Genomic DNA, 26,446 nt, shown 5'->3' on the forward strand with positions numbered 1-26,446 from the left:
CTCACGCGGAGGCCTTGTCGTCCTTCAGGCTCGCCGGCGGCCAGTTCTCCAGCCGCATGCCGAGGGAAAGACCGCGTGCAGCCAACACGTCCTTGATTTCGTTCAACGACTTCTTGCCGAGGTTCGGCGTCTTCAACAGCTCCACCTCGGTGCGCTGGATCAGATCGCCGATGTAGTAGATGTTCTCGGCCTTGAGGCAGTTGGCACTGCGGACGGTCAACTCGAGATCGTCTACGGGACGCAGCAGGATCGGATCGACGTGATCCTCCTCCTCCACGACCTCCTGCTCCTTGTCGGCTTCCAGGTCGACGAACGCAGCCAGCTGCTCCTGCAGGATGGTCGCGCTGCGACGGATCGCCTCTTCCGGATCCAGGGTGCCGTCGGTCTCCAGGTCGATGATCAGCTTGTCGAGGTCGGTACGCTGCTCGACACGCGCGGCATCGACGGCATACGAGACGCGGCGCACGGGGCTGAAGGTGGCATCCAGCTGCAGCCGACCGATGGCACGCGACTCGTCGTCGGCGCCCACACGGGCATCCGCCGGCTCGTAGCCACGGCCGCGAGCGACCTTGAGCTGCATCTTGAGCTCGGCGCCCTCGTTGACGTGGGCAATGACGTGATCCGGATTGACGATCTCGACGTCGTGATCGAGGACGATGTCGCCCGCGGTCACCACGGCCGGGCCCTGCTTGTTCAGCGAGAGCACCGCCTCGTCGCGACTGTGCATGCGGATGGCCACGTCCTTGAGGTTCAGGAGAATCTCGATGACGTCTTCCTGAACACCCTCGATCGCGCTGTACTCATGCTCGACACCCGTGATCTCGACTTCCACCACGGCACAGCCGGGCATGGACGAGAGCAGAATGCGACGCAGCGCATTGCCCAGGGTATGGCCAAAGCCACGCTCGAACGGCTCGAGCACGATCTTCGCGTGATGCGCGCTGATCTCTTCGACCTTGATATCGCGCGGACGGAGAAACTCTGTCACTGAACGCTGCATAACTACACCTTTGAGGCTGCCTAACGGTTACTCGGTACTCGTTGCCGGCCCCCAGGGGCCGGCACGACGCGATCAGCGACGCTTACTTCGAGTACAGCTCGACGATCAGGTTTTCGTTGATGTCGGCCGACAGGTCGCCGCGTTCCGGGATAGCCTTGAAGGTGCCTTCCATCTTCTTCGCGTCCACCTCGATCCAGGCGACGTCGCCACGGTTGGCAGCGATGGAAAGCGCACTCTGGATGCGCGCCTGGTTCTTCGCCTTCTCGCGAACGGAAACCACGTCGCCGGGCTTGACCTGATAGGAAGCCACGTTGACGGTACGGCCATTGACCGCAATCGCCTTGTGGCTCACCAGCTGGCGCGCCTCGGAACGAGTGGAACCGAAGCCCATGCGGTAGACGACGTTGTCCAGTCGGGATTCGAGCAGCTGCAGCAGGACTTCGCCGGTGGCGCCGGAGCGACGGGCGGCCTCCTTGTAGTAGCTGCGGAACTGCTTCTCGAGCACGCCGTAGATACGACGCACTTTCTGCTTCTCGCGAAGCTGCAAGCCGTAGTCGGAAAGACGCTGACGGCGCTGGCCGTGCACACCCGGAATCTGCTCGGATTTGCACTTCTTCTCGAAGGGAGTCACACCGCTCTTGAGGAAGAGGTCGGTGCCTTCACGACGAGACAGTTTGCACTTCGGTCCAATATAACGAGCCATGAATCTGTCTCCTTAAACGCGGCGTTTCTTCGGCGGACGGCAGCCATTGTGGGGAATGGGCGTCGCGTCAGTGATGCTCTGCACGCGGAAGCCGGCGGCGCTCAGCGCGCGCACGGCGGATTCACGGCCAGGACCGGGGCCCTTGACCAGCACGTCGACGTTTTTCACACCATACTCGGCTGCAGCGGTCGCTGCACGCTCGCTTGCCACTTGAGCAGCGAACGGGGTGCTCTTGCGAGAACCACGAAAACCCGAACCACCGGCAGTTGCCCAGGAAAGGGCGTTGCCCTGGCGGTCTGTGATCGTCACGATCGTGTTGTTAAAAGAGGCGTGGATGTGCGCAACGGCGTCCACTACCTGCTTTTTAACCTTTTTACGGTTGCTACGCGGGTTAGCCATGTTGATGTCAATTCCTGTCTTTACGCCAGAACGTGCGTGTTACTTGCGGATCGGCTTACGCGGGCCCTTGCGGGTACGCGCGTTAGTCTTGGTCCGCTGACCACGCAGCGGAAGACTACGACGATGACGCAGACCACGATAGCAACCCAGGTCCATGAGACGCTTGATGTTCAGCGTCACATCACGACGAAGGTCACCCTCCACGGTATACTTGCCGACCTCGGCACGCAGGGCATCGACCTCTTCAGAGGAGAGCTCCTGGATCTTGGTGGTCGGCGCGATGCCGGTTGCGACGCAGATCTCCTGCGCACGCGTGCGGCCAATCCCGAAGATATAGGTCAGCGAGATCGCCGCATGCTTGTTGTCCGGGATATTGACGCCTGCAATACGGGCCATCAGCTTTCTCCGAAATTTGAGCGGCTTGCTCGATTAGTCACTACAAAAGGCGCAACAGCATACCCCTTTACCCAGCTTTGGGCAAGGGGTATGCCGGCACCGCTTTTCCACAAACGCCAGAATCAACCCTGGCGCTGCTTGTGCCGCGGCTCGGTGCAGATGACGCGGACCGCGCCATTGCGCCGAATGATCTTGCAGTTGCGGCACATCTTCTTGACGGAAGCTCGAACTTTCATCGTTCCTTCTCCAAAATCGGCACGCGGCGCGCCAGATCACCGGCGGCGCGGCTCAGCGCATGATGCCGCCGCTGCCATAGCCTTTCAGGTTGGACTTCTTCATCACCGACTCGTACTGGTGCGACATGAGGTGCGATTGCACCTGGGCCATGAAGTCCATGATGACCACCACCACGATCAGCAGCGAGGTACCGCCGAAGAAGAACGGCACGTTCCACGCCACGATCAGGAACTGGGGCATCAGGGAAACCGCAGTGATGTACAGGGCGCCGAACAGGGTCAGACGCGTCATGACCTTGTCGACGTAGCGAGCGGTCTGCTCACCAGGGCGAATACCCGGCAGGAAGGCCCCTGACTTCTTGAGGTTGTCAGCGACATCCTTGGGGTTGAAGACCAGCGCTGTGTAAAAGAAGCAGAAGAATACCACCGCCGCCGCGAAAAGCAAGATGTACAGCGGCTGCCCCGGGCCCAAGGCCTGGGACGCCCGCTGCAGCCACTCCATGCCGTCGCCGGCGCCGACCCACTGGCCGATGGAGGCGGGGAACAGCAGGATGCTGGAGGCGAAGATCGGCGGAATCACGCCCGCCATGTTCACCTTCAGCGGCAGGTAGCTGCTCTGCCCCGCATACATCTTGTTACCGACCTGACGCCGCGGGTAGTTCACCGTGATGCGGCGCTGGCCGCGCTCGATGAACACCACGAAGGCCACGGTCGCCACGCCCAGCACGGAGAGGGCCAGCAGCGGCAGCACGTTCCACGCGCCTTCATTGCGGGCCAGCTCGAATGCCTGGCCCACCGCACCCGGCAGGCCGGCGACGATACCAGCGAAGATCAGCAGCGAGATACCGTTGCCGATCCCCTTCTCGGTGATCTGCTCGCCCAGCCACATCAAAAACACCGCGCCCGACACGAAGGTGACGACGGCAGTGAAGTAGAAGCTGAAGTCGGCGGTATAGGCGATACCCTGGCTGGCCAGCCCCACCGACATGCCGGTGGCCTGGACCAGGGCCAGCACCACCGTGCCGTAGCGGGTGTACTGGCTGATCTTGCGGCGGCCGGCCTCCCCCTCCTTCTTCAACTGCTCGAGGTGGGGCGAGACCGCGGTCAGCAGCTGCATAATGATCGACGCCGAGATGTAGGGCATGATGCCCAAGGCGAAGATGCTCATGCGTTCCAGCGCACCACCCGAGAACATGTTGAACAGTCCCAGGATGGTGCCCTGCTGCTCCCTGAACAAGGCAGCAAGCTGGTCAGGATTGATACCGGGAACGGGAATATGGGCACCGATGCGGTACACCACGATGGCGAGGAGCACGAAGCGCAGACGCGCCCACAGTTCACTCAGACCGCTGCCCATCGCCGGCATGTTTCCTGACTTGGCCATTTAGTCCTCTACCTTGCCGCCGGCGGCTTCGATCGCGGCACGGGCACCCTTGGTGACCTTGAGACCGCGAACGGTGACCGCCTTGTTGACGTCGCCGGAAAGAATGATCTTCGCGTGCTGGGTGGCATCCTTGAGCACGTTGGCCTGCTTCAGGGTCTCCAGGGTGACTTCGTCACCGGCGACCTTGGCCAGTTCGCTCAGGCGCACCTCTTCGGAGACCAGCGACTTCATGGAGGTGAAGCCGAACTTGGGCAGACGCCGCTGCAGCGGCATCTGACCGCCCTCGAAGCCGGGCTTCACGCTGCCGCCGCTGCGCGACTTCTGGCCCTTGTGGCCGCGGCCGCCGGTCTTGCCCAGGCCGGAGCCGATGCCACGACCGACGCGCTTCTCGGCGTGCTTGGAGCCCGGTGCCGGGCTCAGGCTGTTGAGTTTCATGGATTACTCTCCCTCTACCCGCACAAGGTAGTTGACCTTGTGGATCATGCCGCGCACGGCAGGGGTGTCTTCCAGCTCGACCGTATGACCGATGCGGCGCAGCCCCAGGCCCTTCATGGTGGCCTTGTGCTTGGGCAGTGTGCCGATGGTGCTACGGATCTGGGTAACCTTGAGTGTGGCTGCCATGGTATTTACCCCGTGATCGCTTCGACAGACAGACCGCGCTTGGCGGCGATGTCTTCCGGCGACTGCATGGAGGCGAGACCCTTGACGGTCGCGCGCACCACGTTGACCGGATTGGTGGAGCCGTAGCACTTGGCCAGGACGTCGTGGACGCCGGCCAGCTCGAGCACGGAGCGCATGGCGCCGCCGGCGATGATCCCGGTACCTTCGGAGGCCGGCTGCATGTACACCTTGGAGGCACCGTGACGGGCCTTGACCGGGTACTGCAGGGTGTGGCCCTTGAGGCTCACCTTGACCATGTTGCGGCGCGCCTGGTCCATGGCCTTCTGGATCGCGACCGGCACTTCACGCGCCTTGCCGCGACCGAAGCCGACACGACCATTGCCGTCGCCCACGACGGTCAGAGCGGTGAAACCGAAAATACGGCCACCCTTGACCACCTTGGCGACACGGTTGACCTGCACGAGCTTTTCCTGCAGGTCGCCGGTGTTCTGTTCGTTCTTCGCCATCGTAAAACCCTTTAGAATTCCAGGCCGCCTTCACGTGCGGCGTCGGCCAGGGCCTTCACGCGACCGTGGTACTTGTAACCGGCACGATCGAAGGCCACCTGGGTGATGCCAGCCTGCTTGGCGCGTTCGGCAATCAGCGCACCGACCTTGGCGGCGGCGTCGGCGTTGCCGGTCGCTCCCTCGCGCAGGTCCTTGTCCAGCGTGGAAGCGCTGGCCAGCACCTTGCCACCATCCGGCGAGATGATCTGCGCGTAGATGTGACGCGGGGTACGGTTGACGCACAGGCGATACACGCCCAGCTCGCGCATCTTGGCGCGAGCGCGGCGGGCACGACGGAGACGAGATTCTTTCTTCGCGTTCATAACCCTGCCTTACTTCTTCTTGGCTTCTTTACGACGCACCTGCTCGTCGGCGTACCGCACACCCTTACCCTTGTAGGGCTCGGGCGGACGGAAGGCACGAACCTCGGCGGCGACCTGGCCCAGCTTCTGCTTGTCCGCGCTCTTCAGCACGATGACGGTGTTCTTCGGCGTTTCCGCGGAGACACCCTCAGGCAGGGAATACTCGACCGGGTGGGAGAAGCCCAGTGACAGATTCAGCGTCTGGCCACTTGCCTGGGCACGATAGCCGACGCCAACGATTTCGAGGGTCTTGGTGAAGCCCTCGGAGACGCCGGTGACCAGGTTCTGGACCAGAGCACGAGTGGTGCCGACCATGGCCCAGGACTTGGCGCTCTCGCTCGGGTTGAAGGTCAGTTGACCCTCTTCCTGGGCGATGGCCACGTCCGGGTGAACGGTCATGGACAGCGTGCCCTGGCTGCCCTTGACGGTCAGCTGGTCGCCGTCGAGCTTGACGTCGACGCCGGCGGGCACTTTAACCGGATATTTGGCTACGCGGGACATTCCAGACTCCTAGAATACGGTGCAGATGACTTCGCCACCGACGCCCGCCTGGCGAGCGGCACGGTCGGTCATCACGCCCTGGGAGGTGGTGACGATCGCCACACCCATGCCGTCCGCCACCTTGGGCAGTGCATCCTTGCCCTTGTACTGGCGCAGGGACGGCTTGGATACCCGCTGCAGGTGCTCGATGACCGGCTTGCCCTCGAAGTACTTGAGGGTCACGCTCAGCTCGGGCTTGGTGCCTTCAGCGACCGCGAAGTCGGTGATATAGCCCTCTTCCTTCAATACGCGGGCCACCTCGACCTTGAGCTTGGAGGACGGCATGGTGACCGTCTCCTTGGTGGCCAGCTGCGCATTGCGGATACGGGTGAACATATCCGCCAGAGTGTCTTGCATGCTCATTTACATTGCGCTCCTGATGTTTCCGTGGCGGCTTACCAGCTGGACTTCTTCAGCCCAGGGACCTCGCCACGCATAGCGGCTTCACGCAGCTTGTTACGGCCGAGGCCGAACTTGTTGTAGTAGCCGTGCGGACGGCCGGTGATCCGGCAGCGGTTACGCTGACGCACCGGGCTGGAGTCGCGCGGCAACTGCTGCAGCTTCAGCGTCGCCTCGAAGCGCTCTTCGTCGGAAGTGTTCACGTTCTGGATGATCGCCTTGAGCTCGGCGCGGCGGGCCGCATACTTCTCGACCAGCTTGGTGCGCTTGAGCTCGCGTTCAATCATGCTCTTCTTTGCCATGATCCCACCCTTATTTCTTGAACGGGAAGTTCAGCGCGCTCAGCAGCGCACGACCTTCCTCGTCGGTGTTGGCAGTAGTGGTGATGGTGACATCCAGCCCACGAATCCGATCGATCTTATCATATTCGATCTCGGGGAAGATGATCTGCTCACGCACACCCATGGAGTAGTTGCCGCGACCGTCGAAGGACTTCGGGTTGAGACCACGGAAGTCACGTACGCGGGGAATCGCGATGTTGACCAGGCGATCGAGGAATTCCCACATGCGCTCGGCGCGCAGGGTCACCTTGATACCGATCGGCCAACCTTCGCGCACCTTGAAGCCCGCGATGGACTTGCGCGCCTTGGTCACCAACGGCTTCTGACCGGAGAGCTTCTCCAGGTCGCCGATGGCATTCTCGATCAGCTTCTTGTCGCTGGTCGCGTCACCGATGCCCATGTTGAGGGTCACCTTGGTGATCCGCGGCACCTGCATCACGTTGGCGTAGCTGAACTGCTCTTTGAGCTGAGCCACCACCTCGTTCTGATAACGTTCTTTCAAGTTCGCCATTTTGCTACCCGACTCGCGTTAGGCGTCGATCTGCGTCTGCGTCGACTTGTAGATACGTACCTTGGTACCGTCTTCCTTAACCTGGAAGCCGACGCGATCCGCCTTACCGGTCTCCGAGTTGAAGATCGCCACGTTGGACGCGTGAATCGGAGCCTCGCGCTCGACGATACCGCCCTGATTGCCCGCCATGGGGTTGGGCTTGGTGTGACGCTTGATCATGTTCACACCGGACACGACGAAGCGTTCGTCCTTGAGGACGCGCTTGACGGTGCCACGCTTGCCCTTATCCTTGCCGGCGATGACGATTACTTCATCGTCACGTTTGATCTTTTGCATATCCGCCTCGCTCCTTACAGCACTTCGGGCGCCAGGGAAATGATCTTCATGAACTTCTCGGTACGAAGCTCACGGGTCACCGGCCCGAAGATACGGGTACCGATCGGCTGTTCGTTGGTGTTGTTCAACAGAACCGCCGCATTTCCGTCGAAGCGGATCAGCGAACCGTCGGAACGACGGACTCCGCTGCGGGTGCGAACCACTACCGCCTTGAGGACCTGGCCTTTCTTGACCTTGCCACGCGGAATGGCTTCCTTCACCGTGACCTTGATGATGTCACCGACACGCGCGTAGCGACGGTGCGAGCCGCCAAGCACCTTGATGCACTGCACCCGGCGCGCTCCGCTGTTGTCGGCGACATCCAGCATTGTCTGAGTCTGAATCATCGGTTTTCTCCAAACCTAATCTGACTGCTCTCGCCGAGCTCAGCCCCTGGCCTGCTCGATCACCTCGACCAGCGTCCAGGCCTTCTTCTTGGACAGCGGACGGCATTCCTGGATGGACACCGTGTCACCGGCCTTGGCCTGGTTCGCCTCGTCATGGGCGTGCAGCTTGGTGGAGCGCTTGACGTACTTGCCATAGATCGGGTGCCGCTCGCGACGCTCGATCATGACGACGATGGACTTGTCCATCTTGTCGCTCACCACCTTGCCGGTGAGCGTACGGGCTTTCTTTTCTTCGGCCATCTCAGTCACCTGCCTTCTCGTTGAGCACAGTCTTCACCCGGGCGATGTCCCGACGAACCTGCTTGAGCAGATGAGTCTGGCTGAGCTGGCCGGTGGCCTTCTGCATGCGCAGGTTGAACTGCTCGCGGAGGAGTTCGAAGAGCTGCTCCTGGAGCTGCTCGACTGACTTTTCACGAATTTCCTGGGCTTTCATCACATCACCGTCCGTTTCACAAAGGTGGTGGACACGGGCATCTTCTGCGCAGCCAGGGAGAAGGCCTCACGAGCCAGCTCTTCGGACACGCCTTCGATTTCGTACAGGACCCGGCCCGGCTGGATCTGTGCGACCCAGTACTCGACGGAGCCCTTGCCCTTACCCATACGGACTTCGAGCGGCTTCTTGGAAATCGGCTTGTCGGGGAACACGCGGATCCAGATCTTGCCGCCACGCTTGACGTGACGGGTGATCGCACGGCGGCCGGCTTCGATCTGGCGCGCCGTGATGCGGCCGCGACCGGTTGCCTTCAGGCCGTACTCCCCGAAGCTGATCTTGCTTCCGCGATGCGCCAGGCCACGGTTGCGACCTTTCTGCATCTTGCGGAATTTCATGCGCTTGGGCTGTAACATCGACTCGCTCTCCCCTTACCTGGAACCTTTCTTCTTGGAGGGCGCGGCCTGCGGCTGTTGCTTGGCCTTGGCGCGGACCTCTTCGATGCCCCCGAGGATTTCACCCTTGAAGACCCACACCTTGACACCGATGATGCCGTAGGTGGTCTTGGCCTCGTAGGTGGCGTAGTCGATGTCCGCACGCAGGGTGTGCAGCGGCACGCGACCTTCCCGGTACCATTCGGTGCGGGCGATTTCCGCGCCGCCGAGGCGACCGGAGAGCTGCACCTTGATGCCGCCGGCGCCGAGGCGCATGGCGTTCTGCACCGCGCGCTTCATGGCGCGACGGAACATGACACGACGCTCGAGCTGGCCGGCGATGTTCTGCGCGACGAGCTTGGCGTCCAGCTCCGGCTTGCGCACTTCCTCGATGTTGACGTGCACCGGCACGCCCATCATCGCGGTAACGTCGCGACGCAGCTTGTCGACGTCCTCGCCCTTCTTGCCGATCACGATGCCCGGACGGGCAGTGTGAATGGTGATGCGGGCGTTGTTCGCCGGACGCTCGATAGTGATCTTGCTCACGGAGGCGTTCTTCAGACGCTCCTCGAGGAAGCGACGCACTTCGAGATCGTTGTTCAGCTTGTCGGCATAGGCACCGCGCTCGGCATACCACACCGAGGAGTGGTCCTTGACGATACCCAGCCGAATACCTGTCGGATTGACTTTCTGACCCATCTGGTCGACTCCTACTTCTCGGCTACCTTGACGGTGATGTGGCAGGTGCGCTTCAGGATGCGATCCGCACGGCCCTTGGCGCGCGGACGGATGCGCTTGAGCGTCATGCCCTCATCGACGCAGATGGTCGAGACACGCAGCTCGTCGATATCCATGCCGTTGTTTTCTTCCGCATTCGCGATGGCGGACTGCAGCACTTTCTTGACCAGCTTGGCAGCCTTCTTCGGTGAGAAGGTCAGCAGGTCGAGCGCCTCGGCGACAGGCTTACCGCGCACCTGGTCAGCCACCAAACGGGCCTTCTGGGCGGATAAACGAGCGCCACGCAGCTTAGCTGTGACTTCCATCTCTCAATCCTCTCTGGCTTACCGTTTGGCTTTCTTGTCCGCCGCATGGCCGCGATAGGTGCGGGTGGCAGCGAATTCGCCCAGCTTGTGGCCAACCATTTCCTCGGAGACGTGCACCGGGACGTGTTGGCGACCGTTATGGACAGCAATGGTGAGCCCAACCATGTTCGGCAGGATCATGGAACGACGCGACCAGGTCTTGATCGGTTTGCGGTCGTTCTTCTCCACTGCAGCCTCAACCTTCTTCAGCAGATGAAGGTCGATAAAAGGACCTTTCTTCAGTGAACGTGGCACAGCCGTTACCCCTTAATGTCTGTTACTTGGCCTTGCGGCGGCGAACGATCAGCGCGTCGGTGCGCTTGTTCTTGCGGGTCTTGTGGCCCTTGGTGGGCACACCCCACGGCGTGACCGGATGACGACCACCGCTGGTGCGGCCTTCACCGCCACCATGCGGGTGATCCACCGGGTTCATGGCCACACCGCGAACGGTCGGACGCACGCCTCTCCAGCGCTTCGCACCGGCCTTGCCAAGTTGACGCAGGCTGTGCTCAGAGTTGCTCACTTCTCCCAAGGTCGCACGGCAGTCGGCCAGCACCTTGCGCATCTCGCCGGAGCGCAGACGCAGGGTGGCATAGCTGCCTTCACGGGCGACCAGCTGGGCACTGGTACCGGCGCTGCGAGCCAGCTGCGCGCCCTTGCCGGGCTTGAGCTCGATGCAGTGAACCGTGGAACCCAGCGGGATGTTGCGCAGCGGAAGGGTGTTGCCCTTCTTGATCGCCGCATTCACGCCGGACTCGAGACGGTCGCCGGCACTCACGCCCTTGGGCGCGATGATGTAGCGACGCTCGCCGTCCAGGTACTTCAGCAGCGCGATGTGGGCGCTGCGGTTGGGATCGTACTCAAGGCGCTCGACGACGGCGGGAACGCCATCCTTGGTGCGCTTGAAATCGATCAGCCGGTAGTGCTGACGGTGACCACCGCCCACGTGCCGGGTGGTGATGCGGCCGTTGTTGTTACGCCCGCCGCTGCGCGACTGCTTCTCGAGCAGCGGCGCATAGGGCTTGCCCTTGTGCAGCTCGTCGTTGACGACCTTGACCAGGTGGCGACGACCGGCGGATGTGGGTTTTGTCTTGACGATTGCCATGATCCGTACTCCTGCCCTTATTCGGCGCCAGTGAAGTCTTCGAGCGTCTCACCAGCCGCCAGGGTCACGTAGGCCTTGCGGTAGCCCTGACGACGGCCCAGACCGTGCGCACTGCGCTTGGTCTTGCCCTTCATGTTCAGCACCTGGACACGATCGACCTTCTTGCCAAACAGCACCTGCACGGCCTGCTTGATTTCCGGCTTGGTCGCGTCGCTGGCCACCTTGAACACATACTGGTTGCGCTCGGCGGCGAAAGCGGCCTTCTCGGTCACGTGCGGACCGAGCAGAACCTTGAATACGCGCTCCTGGTTCATGCCAGCTTCTCCTCGAATTTACGCAGAGCAGAGACGGTGACCAGCACCTTGTCGAAGGCGATCAGGCTCACCGGATCGGCGGCAGCCACATCCACCACATCCACGTTGGGGATGTTGCGAGCGGCCAGATAGAGCTTCTCGTCGACCTCTTCGGTGACGATCAGCGCCTTCTCCAGGCCCAGCTCACCCAGCTTGGCGACCAGCTGCTTGGTCTTGGGGGCATCGACGGTGAACTCGTCGATGGCGACCAGGCGCTCCTGGCGCACCAGTTCGGACAGGATGGAGCGCATCGCGGCGCGATACATCTTGCGGTTGACCTTCTGCGAGTGGTCCTGCGGACGCGCCGCGAAGGTCACGCCACCGCTGCGCCACAGCGGCGAGCGGATGGTACCGGCGCGAGCGCGGCCGGTCCCCTTCTGACGCCACGGCTTCTTGCCACCGCCGCGCACGTCGGAACGGGTCTTCTGGGCGCGAGTTCCCTGCCGACCACCGGCCAGATAGGCGGTGACGACCTGGTGAACCAGCGCCTCGTTGAATTCTTTGCCAAAGGTGGCGTCGGCGACTTCGACAGTACCCGCGCCTGCAGCAAGATTCAGATTCATCGGTTCTATCCCCTTCAGCCAGCTTTGACGGCGCTGCGAACGATAACGTCGCTGCCGGTAGCACCGGGCACGGCGCCCTTGATCAGCAGCAGGTTGCGCTCGGCATCGACCCGCACGACTTCAAGGCTCTGAACGGTGCAGCGGACATTGCCCATCTGACCGGCCATCTTCTTGCCCTTGAACACGCGACCCGGGGTCTGACACATACCGATGGAACCCGGCGCACGATGCGACAGGGAGTTGCCGTGGGTGGCATCCTGGGTACGGAAGTTCCAGCGCTTGACGGCGCCCTGGAAGCCCTTGCCCTTGGAGGTGCCGGTCACGTCGACCTTCTGACCAGCTTCGAAGAGGGATACGGTGAGTTCGCCGCCCACTTCCGGAGTCTCATCGCCTTCTGCGACACGGAACTCCATCAGTGAACGACCGGCCTCGATACCTGCCTTGGCGTACTGACCTGCCTGCGCCTTGGTGAGGTGCTTGGCCTTGCGGGAGCCGGTTGTGACCTGAATCGCCGCGTAGCCGTCGGATTCGACGGTCTTGACGCTGGTGACGCGATTCGGCTCAACCTCGATCACGGTTACGGGCACGGAGGCGCCATCTTCGGTAAAGACACGGGTCATACCGGCCTTTCTACCGACCAAACCGATAGTCATTCTCAGTCTCCTTTAGTGTACGGGGCTATCACCCGCTATGGCTGCCCTTTCCAGAGCATTCCACTAGCACGTTGTGTGACGCCATCACGGCGTGGCGGCTGCTGCTCCCACTCGTTCGGAGGAGCGCTGGGCCGCGGTGTCTAGTGTGGTTAGTCGAGCTTGATCTGCACGTCCACGCCGGCGGCGAGGTCGAGCTTCATCAGCGCATCGACGGTCTTTTCGGTCGGCTCGACGATATCGAGCACGCGCTTGTGGGTGCGGATCTCGTACTGGTCACGCGCATCCTTGTTGACGTGCGGCGAGATCAGCACGGTGTAACGCTCACGATTGGTCGGCAACGGGATCGGACCGCGCACCTGGGCGCCAGTACGCTTGGCGGTATCAACGATCTCCGCGGCGGACTGGTCGATCAGGCGATGGTCGAAAGCCTTCAACCGAATGCGAATCTTCTGGTTCTGCATTTGCCCTAAACTCCAATGGATGTCGACGACGGCTGCCGCCTACCCACGCATTCAAAGGATGCGCATTATATGCACGCCGAGGGCGAGAGTCAAACACTCTGCCCAAGGTGCGCAGAAAGGGGGCTCCTTGCGGAGCCCCCTTCGATCGATCAGAAGCCCAGGGCTTACTTGACGATCTTGGCCACGACGCCGGCGCCGACGGTGCGGCCGCCTTCGCGGATGGCGAAACGCAGACCTTCGTCCATGGCGATCGGGGCGATCAGGGTCACGACCATCTGGACGTTGTCGCCCGGCATGACCATCTCGACGCCTTCCGGCAGCTCACAGGTACCGGTCACGTCGGTGGTACGGAAGTAGAACTGCGGACGGTAGCCCTTGAAGAACGGGGTGTGACGACCACCCTCTTCCTTGGACAGCACGTAGACTTCGGCTTCGAAGACGGTGTGCGGCGTGATGGTGCCCGGCTTGGCCAGCACCTGGCCACGCTCGACCTCGTCACGCTTGGTGCCACGCAGCAGGGCGCCGACGTTCTCACCGGCACGACCTTCGTCGAGCAGCTTGCGGAACATCTCGACACCGGTGACGGTGGTCTTGGTGGTGTCCTTGATACCGACGATCTCGACTTCCTCGCCGGCCTTGATGATGCCGCGCTCGATACGACCGGTGACCACGGTACCGCGACCGGAGATGGAGAACACGTCCTCGATCGGCATCAGGAACGGCTGATCGATGGCACGCTCCGGCTCCGGGATGTAGTCGTCCAGCGCCTTGATCAGGTTGGCAACGGCGGTGGTGCCCATGCCGTTCTCGTCTTCGCCGTTCAGCGCCATCAGCGCGGAACCGGTGATGATCGGCGTGTCGTCGCCCGGGAAGTCGTACTCGTTGAGCAGTTCGCGAACTTCCATCTCGACCAGCTCGAGCAGCTCCTCGTCGTCGACCATGTCGGCCTTGTTCAGGAACACGACGATGTACGGCACGCCGACCTGACGCGACAGCAGGATGTGCTCGCGGGTCTGCGGCATGGGGCCGTCGGCAGCGGAACAAACCAGGATGGCGCCGTCCATCTGCGCAGCACCGGTGATCATGTTCTTGACGTAGTCGGCGTGCCCCGGGCAATCGACGTGCGCGTAGTGACGCTTCTCGGACTGGTACTCGACATGAGAGGTGGCGATGGTGATACCACGCTCACGCTCTTCCGGCGCGTTGTCGATGGAGTCGAACTGACGCCATTCACCGCCGAAGACCTCAGCAGAAACGCGAGTCAGGGCCGCAGTCAGAGTGGTCTTGCCGTGGTCGACGTGACCGATGGTGCCGACGTTGACGTGCGGTTTGGAACGTTCGAATTTTTCCTTAGCCACTTCGATAACCTCTTTACGTTTGCTAGCGGTTAGCCTTTCTGGTTGATGACGGCTTCAACGATGCTGGAGGGCGCCTCTTCGTAGCTCGCGAACTCCATAGTGTAGCTCGCACGACCCTGGGTCTGAGAACGCAGATCGGTCGCATAACCGAACATCTCGCCCAGAGGCACCATCGCGCGGATGACCTTGCCGGAGGAAGAGTCATCCATGCCCTGCACCAGACCACGGCGACGGTTCAGGTCGCCCATGACGTCACCCATGAAGTCCTCGGGCGTCACGACTTCGACCCTCATCACCGGCTCCAGCAGCACGGCCTTGGCCTTGCGGGCCCCTTCCTTGACTGCCATGGAAGAGGCGACCTTGAACGCGTTCTCGTTCGAGTCCACGTCATGGTAGGAACCATCGTACAGCGTGACCTTGACGTCGATCATCGGGTAGCCCGCGATGACGCCGTTCTGCAGCTGCTCGTAGGCCCCTTTCTCGACGGCACCCACGTACTCCTTGGGTACCACACCGCCGACGATCTCGGAAGCGAACTTGAAGTGCATGTCTTCGTCGCCTTCCTTGTCCGCCTCGGTGAGCGGCTCGATACGCAGCCAGACATGACCGTACTGGCCACGACCGCCGGACTGACGTACGAACTTGCCTTCCTGCTCGACCTTGCCGCGAATGGTTTCGCGGTAGGCGACCTGCGGCTTGCCGATATTGGCTTCGACCTTGAACTCGCGACGCATGCGGTCGACGATGATGTCCAGGTGCAGCTCGCCCATGCCGGAGATGATGGTCTGGCCGGTCTCCTCGTCGGTCTTGACGCGGAACGACGGGTCCTCCTGGGCCAGCTTGCCCAGTGCCACGCCCATCTTCTCCTGGTCGGCCTTGGACTTCGGCTCCACGGCCACGGAGATCACCGGATCCGGGAACTCCATGCGCTCGAGGATGATCTTGTGCTCGAGGTCGCACAGGGTGTCACCGGTGGTGACGTCCTTCAGGCCGATACAGGCGGCGATGTCACCGGCGCGCACTTCCTTGATCTCTTCGCGCGAGTTGGCGTGCATCTGCACGATACGGCCGACGCGCTCCTTCTTCTGCTTGACCGAGTTGAACACGCTGTCGCCGGAGTTGAGCACGCCGGAGTAGACGCGAATAAAGGTCAGGGTGCCGACGAAGGGGTCGGTGGCGATCTTGAACGCCAGCGCGGCGAAGGGCGCATCGTCGTCCGCCTCGCGGGTCTCGATGGTGCCGTCCTTGTCGTCCAGCTCACCCTCGATGGCCTTGACCTCGGTGGGCGACGGCATGTACTCGATGACACCGTCGAGTACGGCCTGCACGCCCTTGTTCTTGAACGCCGAGCCGCAGGTGACCAGCACGATCTCGTTGTCCAGGGTACGGCGACGCAGGCCGGCCTTGATCTCCTCGATGGAGAGCTCACCCTCTTCGAGGTACTTGTCCATCAGCTCTTCGGAGGCTTCGGCAGCGGCCTCGACCATCTGCTCGCGGTACTCCTCGGCGGTCTCCTGGAGCTCGGCCGGAATGTCGACCAGCTCGTAGTTCATGCCGAGGCTTTCCTCGTCCCACAGGATGGCCTTCATCTGGATCAGGTCGATGACGCCCTTGAACTCCTCCTCGGTGCCCCAGTTGATCTGGATCGGCACGGCATTGGCATTCAGGCGCTTCTTGAGCTGATCGACGACCATGAAGAAGTCGGCGCCGGTACGGTCCATCTTGTTGACGAACACCATGCGCGGCACTTCGTACTTGTTGGCCTGGCGCCACACGGTCTCGGTCTGCGGCTGCACGCCGGACGAACCGCACAGCACCACGACGGCACCGTCGAGCACGCGCAGGGAGCGCTCCACCTCAATGGTGAAGTCGACGTGCCCCGGGGTGTCGATGATGTTGATGCGGTGCTCGTCGAACTGCTTGTTCATGCCCTGCCAGAAGCAGGTGGTCGCCGCGGAGGTGATGGTGATGCCACGCTCCTGCTCCTGCTCCATCCAGTCCATGGTGGCCGCGCCGTCATGGACTTCACCCACCTTGTGGGAGAGACCGGTGTAGAACAGGACACGCTCGGTCGTGGTGGTCTTGCCGGCATCGACGTGGGCGACGATGCCGATGTTGCGATAGCGGTTGAGTGGAGTCTTGCGAGCCACGGTGGAACTCCCCGTTGATTGGCGATGCGTTCAGAAGCGCTGCACTTAGAAACGCTGCACTTAGAAACGGTAGTGCGAGAACGCCTTGTTGGCCTCGGCCATGCGATGCACGTCTTCACGCTTCTTGACCGCTGAGCCCTTGCCTTCGGCGGCATCGAGCATCTCGCCAGCGAGACGCTGCACCATGGTCTTCTCACCGCGCTTGCGCGCCGCGTCCACCAGCCAGCGCATGGCCAGCGCCTGGCGGCGCGAGGGGCGAACCTCTACCGGCACCTGATAGGTCGCACCGCCGACGCGGCGGGACTTGACCTCGACCATCGGCTGGATGGCTTCCAGCGCGCGGTCGAAGATGTCCAGCGGCTCTTCCTTGCTACGCTCGGCAACCGTGTCCAGCGCACCGTAGACGATACGCTCAGCTGTGGACTTCTTGCCGCTGACCATCAGGTGGTTCATGAACTTGGCCAGGCGCTCGCTTCCGAACTTGGGATCCGGCAGGATCTCGCGCTTGGCAACAACTCTTCTTCTAGGCATGACAAGCCCTCTATCGAAGGGTCTTTCAGGCAAACCCGGGACTCTCGCTTAGGCGACGCCCGGCCTTACTCTTATCAGACCGAAATTAATCCTATTGACGCACCGATGCCGATCAGGACTTCGGACGCTTGGTACCGTACTTGGAACGACCCTGCTTACGATTCTGCACGCCGGAGGTATCGAGGGCGCCGCGCACGGTGTGGTAACGCACACCCGGCAAGTCCTTGACACGACCGCCGCGGATCAGCACAACGGAGTGTTCCTGAAGGTTGTGACCCTCACCGCCGATATAGGACGACACTTCGAACCCGTTGGTCAGGCGCACGCGGCAGACCTTACGCAGGGCCGAGTTCGGCTTCTTCGGAGTGGTGGTGTAGACGCGGGTGCAGACACCGCGCTTTTGTGGGCAGGCCTGCAGCGCCGGCACGTCGCTCTTGGCGGCGGGGCGCTTGCGCGGCTTGCGCACGAGCTGGTTGATCGTTGCCATGTTGTGTAGCTGACTCCAATGGTTGCCTTGCCTTTTCGTGGACGCGGGCGCACCCACCCCACTATTAAAGGCTGCGAATTCTAAGGTCTAACGGGGTAAGGCGTCAAGCGATTGGGCCAGCCCTTCGCCGCCCGACGCCCCTTCCCGCTTACAGCTCGTCGTCGTCCGAATCGAGCGCAGTGAGCTGGGCACCCAGCTCCTGCTCGACGTCGAAGGCCGACGGGTGGAGCAGACGCTCGGTATCTTCCCGCTTGCGGCGACGCTCCTGGTGGTGAGCCAGCCCCGTTCCCGCCGGGATCAGGCGACCGACCACCACGTTCTCCTTCAGGCCGCGCAGGTAGTCACGCTTGCCGGTCACCGCCGCCTCGGTCAGCACCCGCGTGGTCTCCTGGAAGGAGGCCGCGGAGATGAACGACTCGGTGGCCAGGCTGGCCTTGGTGATACCCAGCAGCACGCGCTGGTACTTGGCCGGGAACTTCTCGGCCTGCTCCAGGCGGCCGTTCTCCTCGAGCACCTTGACCAGCTCGACCTGGTCGCCGGGGATGAACTCGGAGTCGCCGGAGTCGGTGATCTCCACCTTGCGCAGCATCTGACGCACGATCACCTCGATGTGCTTGTCGTTGATGCCCACGCCCTGGAGACGATAGACCTCCTGGATCTCGGCGGTGATGTACTTGGCCAGCTCCGCCACGCCCAGCAGCCGCAGGATGTCGTGCGGGTTGCTCGGGCCGTCGGAGATCACCTCGCCCTTCTCCACCGTCTCGCCTTCGAAGACGGCAATCTGACGCCACTTCGGAATCAGCATTTCGAACGGATCGCTGCCGTCGTCGGGCGTGATCGTCAGGCGACGCTTGCCCTTGGTCTCCTTGCCGAAGCTGATCGTACCGCTGACCTCGGCCAGGATGGCCGGTTCCTTCGGCTTGCGCGCCTCGAACAGGTCGGCCACGCGGGGCAGACCGCCGGTGATGTCCTTGTTGCCGGACGCTTCCACCGGAATACGCGCGACGATTTCGCCGATACCGATCTGGGCGCCATTATCGACCGAGACGATCGCCTTGCCCGGCAGCAGGTACTGCACCGGGGTGTTGGAACCCGCCACGCTGACCGGCTCGCCGCTCTCGTCGGTGAGCAGGATCATCGGGCGGCTGTCGCGGCCGGCCTGCGGCCGCGCCGCGGACTCGATCACCTCGATGGAGGAGAGGCCGGTCATTTCGTCCACGCTGCGGTGGATGGTGACGCCGTCGACCATGTCGACGTACTGCACCTTGCCCTCCATCTCGGCGATGATCGGGTGGGTGTGCGGATCCCACTTAGCGACCATCTGGCCGGCCTCGACCGCCTCGCCGTCCTTGATCGACAGCTCGGCACCGTAGGGCAGCTTGTAGTACTCGCGCTCGCGACCGTGCTCGTCGGCCACCGCCAGCGCGCTGGAGCGGGAGACCACCACCAGCTTGCCGTCGTTGCGCTCGACGAACTTCATGTTGTGCAGACGCACGCGACCGCCGTGCTTGACCTGGACGCTATCCACCGCCGAGGCGCGCGATGCCGCACCACCGATGTGGAAGGTCCGCATGGTCAGCTGGGTGCCCGGCTCGCCGATCGACTGGGCGGCAATCACCCCCACCGCCTCGCCGATGTTGACCTGATGGCCCCGCGCCAGGTCGCGACCGTAGCAGGAGGAGCAGACGCCGTGGGTCGACTCGCAGGTGATCGCGCTGCGCACCACGATCTCGTCGACGCCCATGGTGTCGAGACGCTCGCACCAGACCTCGTCGAGCAGGGTGCCCTTCTCGATCAGCACCTCGTCGGTGCTGGGATCGATGACGTCCTGGGCCACCACGCGACCCAGCACGCGCTGGGCCAGCGAGACGATGATGTCGCCGCCCTCGATGACCGGGTGCAGAGTCAGGCCCTGCTCGGTGCCGCAGTCGGTCTCGGTGATTACCATGTCCTGGGCCACGTCGACCAGACGACGGGTCAGGTAACCGGAGTTGGCGGTCTTGAGCGCCGTGTCCGCCAGGCCCTTCCGCGCGCCGTGGGTCGAGATGAAGTACTGCAGGACGTTCAGACCTTCGCGGAAGTTGGCCACGATCGGCGTCTCGATGATCGAGCCGTCCGGCTTGGCCATCAGGCCGCGCATGCCCGCCAGCTGGCGGATCTGGGCGGCGCTACCACGCGCCCCGGAGTCGGCCATGATGAACACGCTGTTGAACGAGTCCTGCTCTACCTCGTTGCCCTGGCGGTCGACCACGGTCTCCTTGGAGATACCCGCCATCATCGCCTTGGCCACCTTGTCGTTGGCCTTGGACCAGATGTCGATGACCTTGTTGTACTTCTCGCCGGCGGTGACGAGGCCGGAGGAGAACTGGTCCTCGATCTCCTTGACCTCGGCCTCGGCCGCCTCGACGATCTCGGTCTTGGCCTCGGGGATGACGAAGTCGTTGACGCCGATGGAGGCGCCCGACCAGGTCGCCATGCGGAAACCGGTGTACATCAGCTGGTCGGCGAAGATCACCGTCGGCTTGAGGCCGGCACGGCGGTACACCTCGTTGAGCAGCTTGGAGATCGCCTTCTTCTTCATCGGCTGATCGACCAGCTCGAACGGCACCCCGTCGGGCAGGATGCGGAACAGCATGGCGCGGCCCACGGTGGTGTCGTAGAGGGTCCGCGCGGTGCTGCGCTCGCCGGTCTCCTCGTCGACCAGCACCTCGGTCAGGCGCACCTTGACCCGCGCGTGCAGCGACACGCTCTGGGTGCCGAAGGCGCGCTCGACCTCGTTGAGGCCGGAGAACACCATGCCCTCGCCCTTGGCGTTGATCTTCTCGCGGGTCATGTAGTACAGGCCCAGCACCACGTCCTGGGACGGCACGATGATTGGATCCCCGTTGGCCGGCGACAGCACGTTGTTGGTGGCCATCATCAGCGCCCGCGCCTCGAGCTGGGCTTCCAGCGTCAGCGGCACGTGTACCGCCATCTGGTCGCCGTCGAAGTCGGCGTTGTAGGCGGCACACACCAGCGGGTGCAGCTGGATCGCCTTGCCCTCGATCAGCAGCGGCTCGAAGGCCTGGATGCCCAGGCGGTGCAGGGTCGGCGCACGGTTGAGCAGCACCGGGTGCTCGCGGATGACATCGGCAAGGATGTCCCACACCTCGGGCAGCTCGCGCTCGACCATCTTCTTGGCGGCCTTGATGGTGGAGGCCTGGCCGTTGGCCTGCAGCTTGGAGTAGATGAACGGCTTGAACAGCTCCAGCGCCATCTTCTTGGGCAGGCCGCACTGGTGCAGGCGCAGGGTCGGGCCGACGGTGATCACCGAACGACCGGAGTAGTCGACGCGCTTGCCCAGCAGGTTCTGGCGGAAGCGCCCCTGCTTGCCCTTGATCATGTCGGCCAGCGACTTCAGCGGGCGCTTGTTGGAGCCGGTGATGGCGCGACCGCGACGACCGTTGTCGAGCAGCGCATCGACCGCCTCCTGCAGCATGCGCTTCTCGTTGCGCACGATGATGTCCGGCGCGTTGAGGTCGAGCAGCCGCTTGAGGCGGTTGTTGCGGTTGATCACCCGACGGTACAGATCGTTGAGATCCGAGGTCGCGAAGCGGCCGCCGTCGAGCGGCACCAGCGGACGCAGGTCCGGTGGCAGCACCGGCAGCACCTCCATGACCATCCACGCCGGGTCGTTGCCGGAGTTGAGGAAGGCCTCCAGCAGCTTGAGCCGCTTGGAGAGCTTCTTGATCTTGGTCTCGGAGTTGGTTTGCGGGATCTCCTCGCGCAGGCGATCGACCTCCTCGGAGAGGTCGATGTCCTTGAGCAGCGCCTGGATCGCCTCGGCGCCCATGCGCGCGTCGAAGTCGTCGCCGAACTCCTCGAGGGCCTCGAAGTACTGCTCGTCGTTGAGCAACTGACCGCGCTCCAGCGTGGTCATGCCCGGATCGATCACCACGAAGCTCTCGAAGTAGAGCACCCGCTCGATGTCGCGCAGGGTCATGTCGAGGAACATGCCGATGCGCGACGGCAGCGACTTGAGGAACCAGATGTGAGCGACCGGCGAGGCCAGCTCGATGTGGCCCATGCGCTCGCGGCGCACGGCGGCCTTGGTCACCTCGACGCCGCACTTCTCACAGATGATGCCGCGGTGCTTCATGCGCTTGTACTTGCCGCACAGGCACTCGTAGTCCTTCACCGGACCGAAGATCTTGGCGCAGAACAGGCCGTCCCGCTCCGGCTTGAAGGTACGGTAGTTGATGGTCTCGGGCTTCTTGACCTCGCCATAGGACCAGGAGCGAATCATGTCCGGCGAGGCGAGCGAGATCTTGATCGCGTCGAACTCTTCGGACTGTGACTGCGATTTGAGGACTTTCACCAAATCTTTCATGGAGTCGGCTCCTAGCTCTCTAACTCGATATCGATGCCCAGCGAACGGATTTCCTTCACCAGTACGTTGAAGGATTCCGGCATGCCGGCATGCATGGTGTGGTCGCCGTCGACAATGCTCTTGTACATCTTGGTGCGACCTTCCACGTCGTCGGACTTCACCGTGAGCATCTCCTGGAGGGTGTAGGCGGCACCGTAGGCCTCCAGCGCCCACACCTCCATCTCGCCGAAACGCTGGCCGCCGAACTGCGCCTTGCCGCCCAGCGGCTGCTGGGTGACGAGCGAGTAGGAGCCAGTGGAACGGGCGTGCATCTTGTCGTCCACCAGGTGGTTGAGCTTGAGCATGTACATGTAGCCCACCGTCACCGGGCGGTCGAAGGCGTCACCGGTACGCCCGTCGTACAGGGTCATCTGGCCGGAGTCCGGCAGGTCGGCCAGGCGCAGCAGGTGCTTGATCTCACCCTCGGCGGCACCGTCGAACACCGGCGAGGCCATCGGCACGCCGCCACGCAGGTTCTTGGCCAGAGCGATGATCTCGTCGTCGGAGAGCGAATCGAGATCCTCCACCCGCGTTCCGGTGGTGGTGTTGTAGACCTGCCCCAGGAATTCGCGGATCTCGGCCACCTGCTGGGCACGGGCATCGCGCAGCATGGCGTCGATCTTGACCCCGAGGCCCTGGGCGGCGAGGCCCAGGTGGGTCTCGAGGATCTGACCCACGTTCATCCGCGACGGCACGCCCAGCGGGTTGAGGACGATGTCCACCGACACGCCGTTGTCGTCGAAGGGCATGTCCTCGACCGGCATGATCGCCGAGATGACGCCCTTGTTGCCGTGACGGCCGGCCATCTTGTCGCCCGGCTGGATGCGACGCTTGACCGCCATGTAGACCTTGACGATCTTGAGCACGCCCGGCGCCAGGTCGTCGCCCTGGGTCAGCTTGCGCTTCTTGTCCTCGAAGCGCTCCTCCATCTCCTTGCGGCGGTTCTCGAGCTGCTCGTCGGCCTGGGCCAGCAGCTCATTGAGCGACTCGTCCTGCAGGCGCAGCTTGAACCACTGCTGGCGCGGCAGTTCCTCAAGATAGCTGTCGGAGAGCACGTCGCCCTTCTTCAGCTTGGGACCGCCGTTGACCGGCTGACCGGAGAGCGTGCGCTTGAGGCGCTCGAAGGTGGCGTCCTCGGCAATGCGGTAGGTCTCCTGCAGGTCCTTGCGCACCTCGTCGAGCTGCATCTGCTCGATGGCAAGCGCCCGCGAGTCCTTCTCCACGCCGTCGCGTGTGAACACCTGAACATCGATGACCGTACCCTTCATGCCGGTCGGCGCGCGCAGCGAGGTGTCCTTCACGTCGGACGCCTTCTCGCCGAAGATCGCCCGCAGCAGCTTCTCTTCCGGCGTCAGCTGGGTCTCGCCCTTGGGCGTGACCTTGCCCACCAGGATGTCACCCGGGCCGACCTCGGCGCCGATGTAGACCACACCGGCCTCATCCAGCTTGGAGAGCGCCGACTCGCCGACGTTGGGGATGTCGGAGGTGATCTCCTCCGGCCCCAGCTTGGTGTCGCGCGAGACGCAGGTCAGCTCCTGGATGTGGATGGTGGTGAAGCGGTCTTCCTGCACCACCCGCTCCGAGAGCAGGATCGAGTCCTCGAAGTTGTAGCCGTTCCAGGGCATGAAGGCGATGCGCATGTTCTGGCCCAGGGCCAGATCGCCCATGTCGACGGAGGGGCCGTCGGCCAGGATGTCGCCGCGTGCCACGACGTCGCCGGGGCGCACGATGGGACGCTGGTTCATGCAGGTGTTCTGGTTGGAGCGCACGTACTTGGTGAGGTTGTAGATATCGACGCCGGCTTCGCCGCCGATGATCTCGTCCTCATTGATGCGCACCACGATACGCTTGGCGTCGACCGAGTCGATCACCCCGCCACGGCGCGCCACGGCGCACACGCCGGAATCACGGGCGACGAAGCGCTCCATGCCGGTACCCACCAGCGGCTTCTCGGCACGCAGCGTCGGCACCGCCTGACGCTGCATGTTCGAGCCCATCAGGGCGCGGTTGGCGTCGTCGTGCTCGAGGAACGGGATCAGCGCGGCCGCCACGGAGACGACCTGGCGCGGCGACACGTCCATCAGCGTCACCTGCTCGGGACGCATGAAGGTGGTCTCGCCCTTGTGACGCACCTGTACCAGGTCGTCGACCAGCTTGCCCGACTCGTCGACGCTGGCCGAGGCCTGGGCGATGACGAAGTCACCCTCCTCGATGGCCGAGAGGTGTACCACCTCGTCGGTCACCTGGCGATCCACCACCTTTCGGTAGGGCGTCTCGAGGAAGCCGTAGCTGTTGGTGTGGCTGTAAGTGGCCAGCGAGTTGATCAGGCCGATGTTCGGGCCTTCCGGGGTCTCGATCGGACACAGTCGGCCGTAGTGCGTAGCGTGAACGTCGCGCACCTCGAAGCCTGCCCGCTCGCGGGTCAGGCCGCCCGGGCCGAGCGCGGAGACGCGGCGCTTGTGGGTGACCTCGGAGAGCGGGTTGTTCTGGTCCATGAACTGCGATAGCTGGCTCGAGCCGAAGAACTCCTTGACCGCCGCCGCCACCGGCTTGGCGTTGATCAGGTCCTGCGGCATCAGGCCTTCGCTCTCGGCCATGGAGAGGCGTTCCTTGACGGCACGCTCGACGCGCACCAAGCCCACGCGGAACTGGTTCTCGGCCATCTCGCCGACGCAGCGGATACGGCGGTTGCCCAGGTGATCGATATCGTCGACTTCGCCGAAGCCGTTGCGGATGTAGATCAGTTCCTTGAGCACGTCGAGGATGTCGCGGTTGTCGAGCACACCGGAGCCGGTGTCGCCTTCACGGCGCAGGCGGCGATTGAACTTCATGCGACCGACGCCGGAGAGGTCGTAGCGGTCCTCGGTGAAGAACAGGTTGTGGAACAGCGTCTCGGCGGCCTCCTTGGTCGGCGGCTCGCCGGGGCGCATCATGCGGTAGATCTCGACCAGCGCCTCGAGCTGCGAGCCGGTGGTATCCAGGCGCAGGGTCTCGGAGATGAACGGGCCGCAGTCGAGATCGTTGGTGTAGAGCGTCTCGAGCTTGGTGATGCCCGCCTGCCCGAGCTTCTCGAGCAACTCGGGCGTGATCACGCTGTTGCAGGGGCAGATCAGCTCGCCGGTGCCGGCATCGACCTGATCCTTGGCCAGGGTCTTGCCGAACAGGTAGTCCATCGGCACCTCGAGGCGCTCGAGGCCGGCCTTCTCCAGCTGACGGATATGCTTCTGGGTGATGCGCCGCCCTTCCTCGACGATCAGGTTGCCGTCGGCATCCTTGATGTCGAAGGTGGCGGTCTCGCCACGCAGGCGCGACGGTACCAGCTCCACGGAGAAGCCGCTCTTCTCGATGTGGAAGGTGCTGGTATCGAAGAACTCGTCGAGGATCTCCTCGGCGCTCATGCCCAGCGCACGCAGCAGCACCGTGGCCGGCAGCTTGCGGCGACGGTCGATGCGCACGAAGACGTTGTCCTTGGGGTCGAACTCGAAGTCGAGCCAGGAGCCGCGGTAAGGGATCACGCGGGCGGAATAGAGCAGCTTGCCGGAGGAGTGGCTCTTGCCCTTGTCATGATCGAAGAACACGCCCGGCGAGCGGTGCAACTGGGAGACGATGACGCGCTCGGTGCCGTTGACCACGAAGGTGCCGTTCTCGGTCATCAGGGGGATCTCCCCCATGTAGACTTCCTGCTCCTTGATGTCCTTGATGGCCTTGTTCGAGGAGTCGCGATCATAGATGATCAAGCGAACCTTGACCCGCAGGGGCGCGGAGTAGGTCACACCACGCAGCTGGCACTCCTTGACGTCGAAGGCCGGGGTGCCGAAGCGGTAGCTGACGTACTCGAGCGCGGCGTTGCCGGAGAAGCTCTCGATCGGGAACACGGACTTGAACGCTGCGTGCAGCCCCACCTCGAGGCGCTCGTCGGCGGAGCGGTCCTGCTGGAGGAAGTCGTAGTAGGAATCAAGCTGGATCGCCAGCAGGTAGGGCACATCCATCACTTGGGGCAGTTTGCCAAAATCCTTGCGGATGCGTTTTTTCTCAGTGTATGAGTAAGCCATCTGTATTCCCCAGCTTGTTCACCATGGGTGACCGATGCGTGGTCGGCGCCGCCCGACGGGCCTCCCCGCCAGGCGCTGACGGCAAGCTCCACAGGGGTAGCTCGCCGTCGGGATTCTGCTAGCGACGCTGCGTCAGCAAGGCGCTAGTGCAACAGAAAAA

33 protein-coding genes are annotated in these 26,446 nt (G+C 63.1%); all 33 read right to left on the bottom strand.

Annotation, left to right across the window (positions count from 1 at the left end):
• Window position 1: 1 nt before the first annotated feature.
• Complete coding sequence (locus HNO51_RS18220; RefSeq protein ID WP_197448628.1) at window positions 2–1,000, bottom strand: DNA-directed RNA polymerase subunit alpha; 999 nt, start codon at window positions 998–1,000, stop codon at window positions 2–4.
• Window positions 1,001–1,082: 82 nt separating this feature from the next.
• A complete protein-coding gene (gene rpsD, locus HNO51_RS18225) occupies window positions 1,083–1,703 on the bottom strand; it encodes a 30S ribosomal protein S4 (protein WP_010626489.1) in 621 nt (206 codons plus the stop codon).
• 12 nt (window positions 1,704–1,715) lie between these two features.
• Window positions 1,716–2,102 carry a 30S ribosomal protein S11 gene (gene rpsK, locus HNO51_RS18230; protein WP_010626488.1) on the bottom strand — a complete coding sequence of 129 codons (387 nt, stop codon included), beginning with the start codon at window positions 2,100–2,102 and terminating at the stop codon, window positions 1,716–1,718.
• Between the two features lie 39 nt (window positions 2,103–2,141).
• Window positions 2,142–2,498: a 30S ribosomal protein S13 gene (gene rpsM / locus HNO51_RS18235; protein ID WP_197448629.1), complete on the bottom strand. Its 357-nt coding sequence runs from the start codon at window positions 2,496–2,498 to the stop codon at window positions 2,142–2,144.
• A 122-nt stretch (window positions 2,499–2,620) separates the two neighbouring features.
• The gene (rpmJ, locus tag HNO51_RS18240) at window positions 2,621–2,734 is read right to left on the bottom strand and encodes a 50S ribosomal protein L36 (RefSeq protein WP_031384759.1); all 114 of its coding nucleotides are present in this window, start codon (window positions 2,732–2,734) and stop codon (window positions 2,621–2,623) included.
• Between the two features lie 52 nt (window positions 2,735–2,786).
• Window positions 2,787–4,118, bottom strand: a complete 1,332-nt coding sequence (gene secY / locus HNO51_RS18245; protein WP_167119201.1) for a preprotein translocase subunit SecY — start codon at window positions 4,116–4,118, stop codon at window positions 2,787–2,789.
• Window positions 4,119–4,553 (bottom strand): 50S ribosomal protein L15, encoded by a 435-nt coding sequence (gene rplO, locus HNO51_RS18250; RefSeq protein ID WP_197448630.1) that lies wholly within the window; start codon window positions 4,551–4,553, stop codon window positions 4,119–4,121.
• A gap of 3 nt (window positions 4,554–4,556) precedes the next feature.
• Entirely contained in the window at window positions 4,557–4,739 is a 183-nt protein-coding gene (gene rpmD, locus HNO51_RS18255; protein ID WP_010626484.1) for a 50S ribosomal protein L30, read from the bottom strand.
• A 5-nt stretch (window positions 4,740–4,744) separates the two neighbouring features.
• Window positions 4,745–5,245 carry a 30S ribosomal protein S5 gene (gene rpsE / locus HNO51_RS18260; RefSeq protein WP_010626483.1) on the bottom strand — a complete coding sequence of 167 codons (501 nt, stop codon included), beginning with the start codon at window positions 5,243–5,245 and terminating at the stop codon, window positions 4,745–4,747.
• An 11-nt stretch (window positions 5,246–5,256) separates the two neighbouring features.
• Complete coding sequence (gene rplR / locus HNO51_RS18265) at window positions 5,257–5,607, bottom strand: 50S ribosomal protein L18 (protein WP_104205215.1); 351 nt, start codon at window positions 5,605–5,607, stop codon at window positions 5,257–5,259.
• Window positions 5,608–5,616: 9 nt separating this feature from the next.
• Complete coding sequence (gene rplF, locus HNO51_RS18270; RefSeq protein ID WP_197448631.1) at window positions 5,617–6,147, bottom strand: 50S ribosomal protein L6; 531 nt, start codon at window positions 6,145–6,147, stop codon at window positions 5,617–5,619.
• A gap of 9 nt (window positions 6,148–6,156) precedes the next feature.
• Window positions 6,157–6,549 (bottom strand): 30S ribosomal protein S8, encoded by a 393-nt coding sequence (rpsH, locus tag HNO51_RS18275; protein WP_197448632.1) that lies wholly within the window; start codon window positions 6,547–6,549, stop codon window positions 6,157–6,159.
• 32 nt (window positions 6,550–6,581) lie between these two features.
• Window positions 6,582–6,887, bottom strand: coding sequence for a 30S ribosomal protein S14 (gene rpsN, locus HNO51_RS18280; protein WP_167119216.1), 306 nt, complete (start codon window positions 6,885–6,887; stop codon window positions 6,582–6,584).
• A 10-nt stretch (window positions 6,888–6,897) separates the two neighbouring features.
• Entirely contained in the window at window positions 6,898–7,437 is a 540-nt protein-coding gene (gene rplE / locus HNO51_RS18285) for a 50S ribosomal protein L5 (protein ID WP_111413343.1), read from the bottom strand.
• Window positions 7,438–7,455: 18 nt separating this feature from the next.
• Entirely contained in the window at window positions 7,456–7,773 is a 318-nt protein-coding gene (gene rplX, locus HNO51_RS18290) for a 50S ribosomal protein L24 (protein ID WP_086507996.1), read from the bottom strand.
• 14 nt (window positions 7,774–7,787) lie between these two features.
• Complete coding sequence (rplN, locus tag HNO51_RS18295) at window positions 7,788–8,159, bottom strand: 50S ribosomal protein L14 (protein ID WP_010626476.1); 372 nt, start codon at window positions 8,157–8,159, stop codon at window positions 7,788–7,790.
• Between the two features lie 39 nt (window positions 8,160–8,198).
• Window positions 8,199–8,459 (bottom strand): 30S ribosomal protein S17, encoded by a 261-nt coding sequence (rpsQ, locus tag HNO51_RS18300; RefSeq protein ID WP_010626475.1) that lies wholly within the window; start codon window positions 8,457–8,459, stop codon window positions 8,199–8,201.
• A 1-nt stretch (window position 8,460) separates the two neighbouring features.
• Window positions 8,461–8,652: a 50S ribosomal protein L29 gene (gene rpmC / locus HNO51_RS18305; RefSeq protein WP_010626474.1), complete on the bottom strand. Its 192-nt coding sequence runs from the start codon at window positions 8,650–8,652 to the stop codon at window positions 8,461–8,463.
• On the bottom strand, window positions 8,652–9,065 hold the full coding sequence (rplP, locus tag HNO51_RS18310) for a 50S ribosomal protein L16 (RefSeq protein ID WP_111413341.1): 414 nt from the start codon (window positions 9,063–9,065) through the stop codon (window positions 8,652–8,654). Before rplP ends, rpmC begins: the two co-directional genes overlap by 1 nt.
• Window positions 9,066–9,080: 15 nt before the next feature.
• Window positions 9,081–9,782, bottom strand: coding sequence for a 30S ribosomal protein S3 (gene rpsC / locus HNO51_RS18315; RefSeq protein ID WP_111413340.1), 702 nt, complete (start codon window positions 9,780–9,782; stop codon window positions 9,081–9,083).
• Between the two features lie 11 nt (window positions 9,783–9,793).
• Window positions 9,794–10,126: a 50S ribosomal protein L22 gene (gene rplV, locus HNO51_RS18320; protein ID WP_097790618.1), complete on the bottom strand. Its 333-nt coding sequence runs from the start codon at window positions 10,124–10,126 to the stop codon at window positions 9,794–9,796.
• Window positions 10,127–10,144: 18 nt separating this feature from the next.
• The gene (gene rpsS, locus HNO51_RS18325) at window positions 10,145–10,420 is read right to left on the bottom strand and encodes a 30S ribosomal protein S19 (protein WP_009098993.1); all 276 of its coding nucleotides are present in this window, start codon (window positions 10,418–10,420) and stop codon (window positions 10,145–10,147) included.
• A gap of 22 nt (window positions 10,421–10,442) precedes the next feature.
• Entirely contained in the window at window positions 10,443–11,270 is an 828-nt protein-coding gene (gene rplB / locus HNO51_RS18330; protein WP_197448633.1) for a 50S ribosomal protein L2, read from the bottom strand.
• 17 nt (window positions 11,271–11,287) lie between these two features.
• Window positions 11,288–11,584, bottom strand: a complete 297-nt coding sequence (gene rplW / locus HNO51_RS18335) for a 50S ribosomal protein L23 (RefSeq protein ID WP_010626469.1) — start codon at window positions 11,582–11,584, stop codon at window positions 11,288–11,290.
• Window positions 11,581–12,186 carry a 50S ribosomal protein L4 gene (rplD, locus tag HNO51_RS18340; protein WP_159554811.1) on the bottom strand — a complete coding sequence of 202 codons (606 nt, stop codon included), beginning with the start codon at window positions 12,184–12,186 and terminating at the stop codon, window positions 11,581–11,583. The genes rplW and rplD overlap by 4 nt, the downstream gene beginning before the upstream one ends.
• A gap of 14 nt (window positions 12,187–12,200) precedes the next feature.
• Window positions 12,201–12,839 carry a 50S ribosomal protein L3 gene (rplC, locus tag HNO51_RS18345; RefSeq protein WP_197448634.1) on the bottom strand — a complete coding sequence of 213 codons (639 nt, stop codon included), beginning with the start codon at window positions 12,837–12,839 and terminating at the stop codon, window positions 12,201–12,203.
• A 149-nt stretch (window positions 12,840–12,988) separates the two neighbouring features.
• The gene (gene rpsJ, locus HNO51_RS18350) at window positions 12,989–13,300 is read right to left on the bottom strand and encodes a 30S ribosomal protein S10 (protein WP_010626466.1); all 312 of its coding nucleotides are present in this window, start codon (window positions 13,298–13,300) and stop codon (window positions 12,989–12,991) included.
• Between the two features lie 164 nt (window positions 13,301–13,464).
• Entirely contained in the window at window positions 13,465–14,658 is a 1,194-nt protein-coding gene (tuf, locus tag HNO51_RS18355; protein ID WP_197448635.1) for an elongation factor Tu, read from the bottom strand.
• A gap of 29 nt (window positions 14,659–14,687) precedes the next feature.
• Window positions 14,688–16,808 carry an elongation factor G gene (fusA, locus tag HNO51_RS18360; protein WP_197448636.1) on the bottom strand — a complete coding sequence of 707 codons (2,121 nt, stop codon included), beginning with the start codon at window positions 16,806–16,808 and terminating at the stop codon, window positions 14,688–14,690.
• Window positions 16,809–16,868: 60 nt separating this feature from the next.
• Entirely contained in the window at window positions 16,869–17,339 is a 471-nt protein-coding gene (gene rpsG / locus HNO51_RS18365) for a 30S ribosomal protein S7 (protein ID WP_159554817.1), read from the bottom strand.
• A 112-nt stretch (window positions 17,340–17,451) separates the two neighbouring features.
• Window positions 17,452–17,826, bottom strand: coding sequence for a 30S ribosomal protein S12 (gene rpsL / locus HNO51_RS18370; RefSeq protein WP_010626462.1), 375 nt, complete (start codon window positions 17,824–17,826; stop codon window positions 17,452–17,454).
• 148 nt (window positions 17,827–17,974) lie between these two features.
• Window positions 17,975–22,195: a DNA-directed RNA polymerase subunit beta' gene (gene rpoC, locus HNO51_RS18375; RefSeq protein ID WP_197448637.1), complete on the bottom strand. Its 4,221-nt coding sequence runs from the start codon at window positions 22,193–22,195 to the stop codon at window positions 17,975–17,977.
• An 11-nt stretch (window positions 22,196–22,206) separates the two neighbouring features.
• Window positions 22,207–26,286 carry a DNA-directed RNA polymerase subunit beta gene (gene rpoB / locus HNO51_RS18380; protein ID WP_209538046.1) on the bottom strand — a complete coding sequence of 1,360 codons (4,080 nt, stop codon included), beginning with the start codon at window positions 26,284–26,286 and terminating at the stop codon, window positions 22,207–22,209.
• Window positions 26,287–26,446: the final 160 nt, after the last annotated feature.

Source organism: Billgrantia sulfidoxydans (assembly GCF_017868775.1).
Lineage (GTDB): Bacteria > Pseudomonadota > Gammaproteobacteria > Pseudomonadales > Halomonadaceae > Halomonas > Halomonas sulfidoxydans.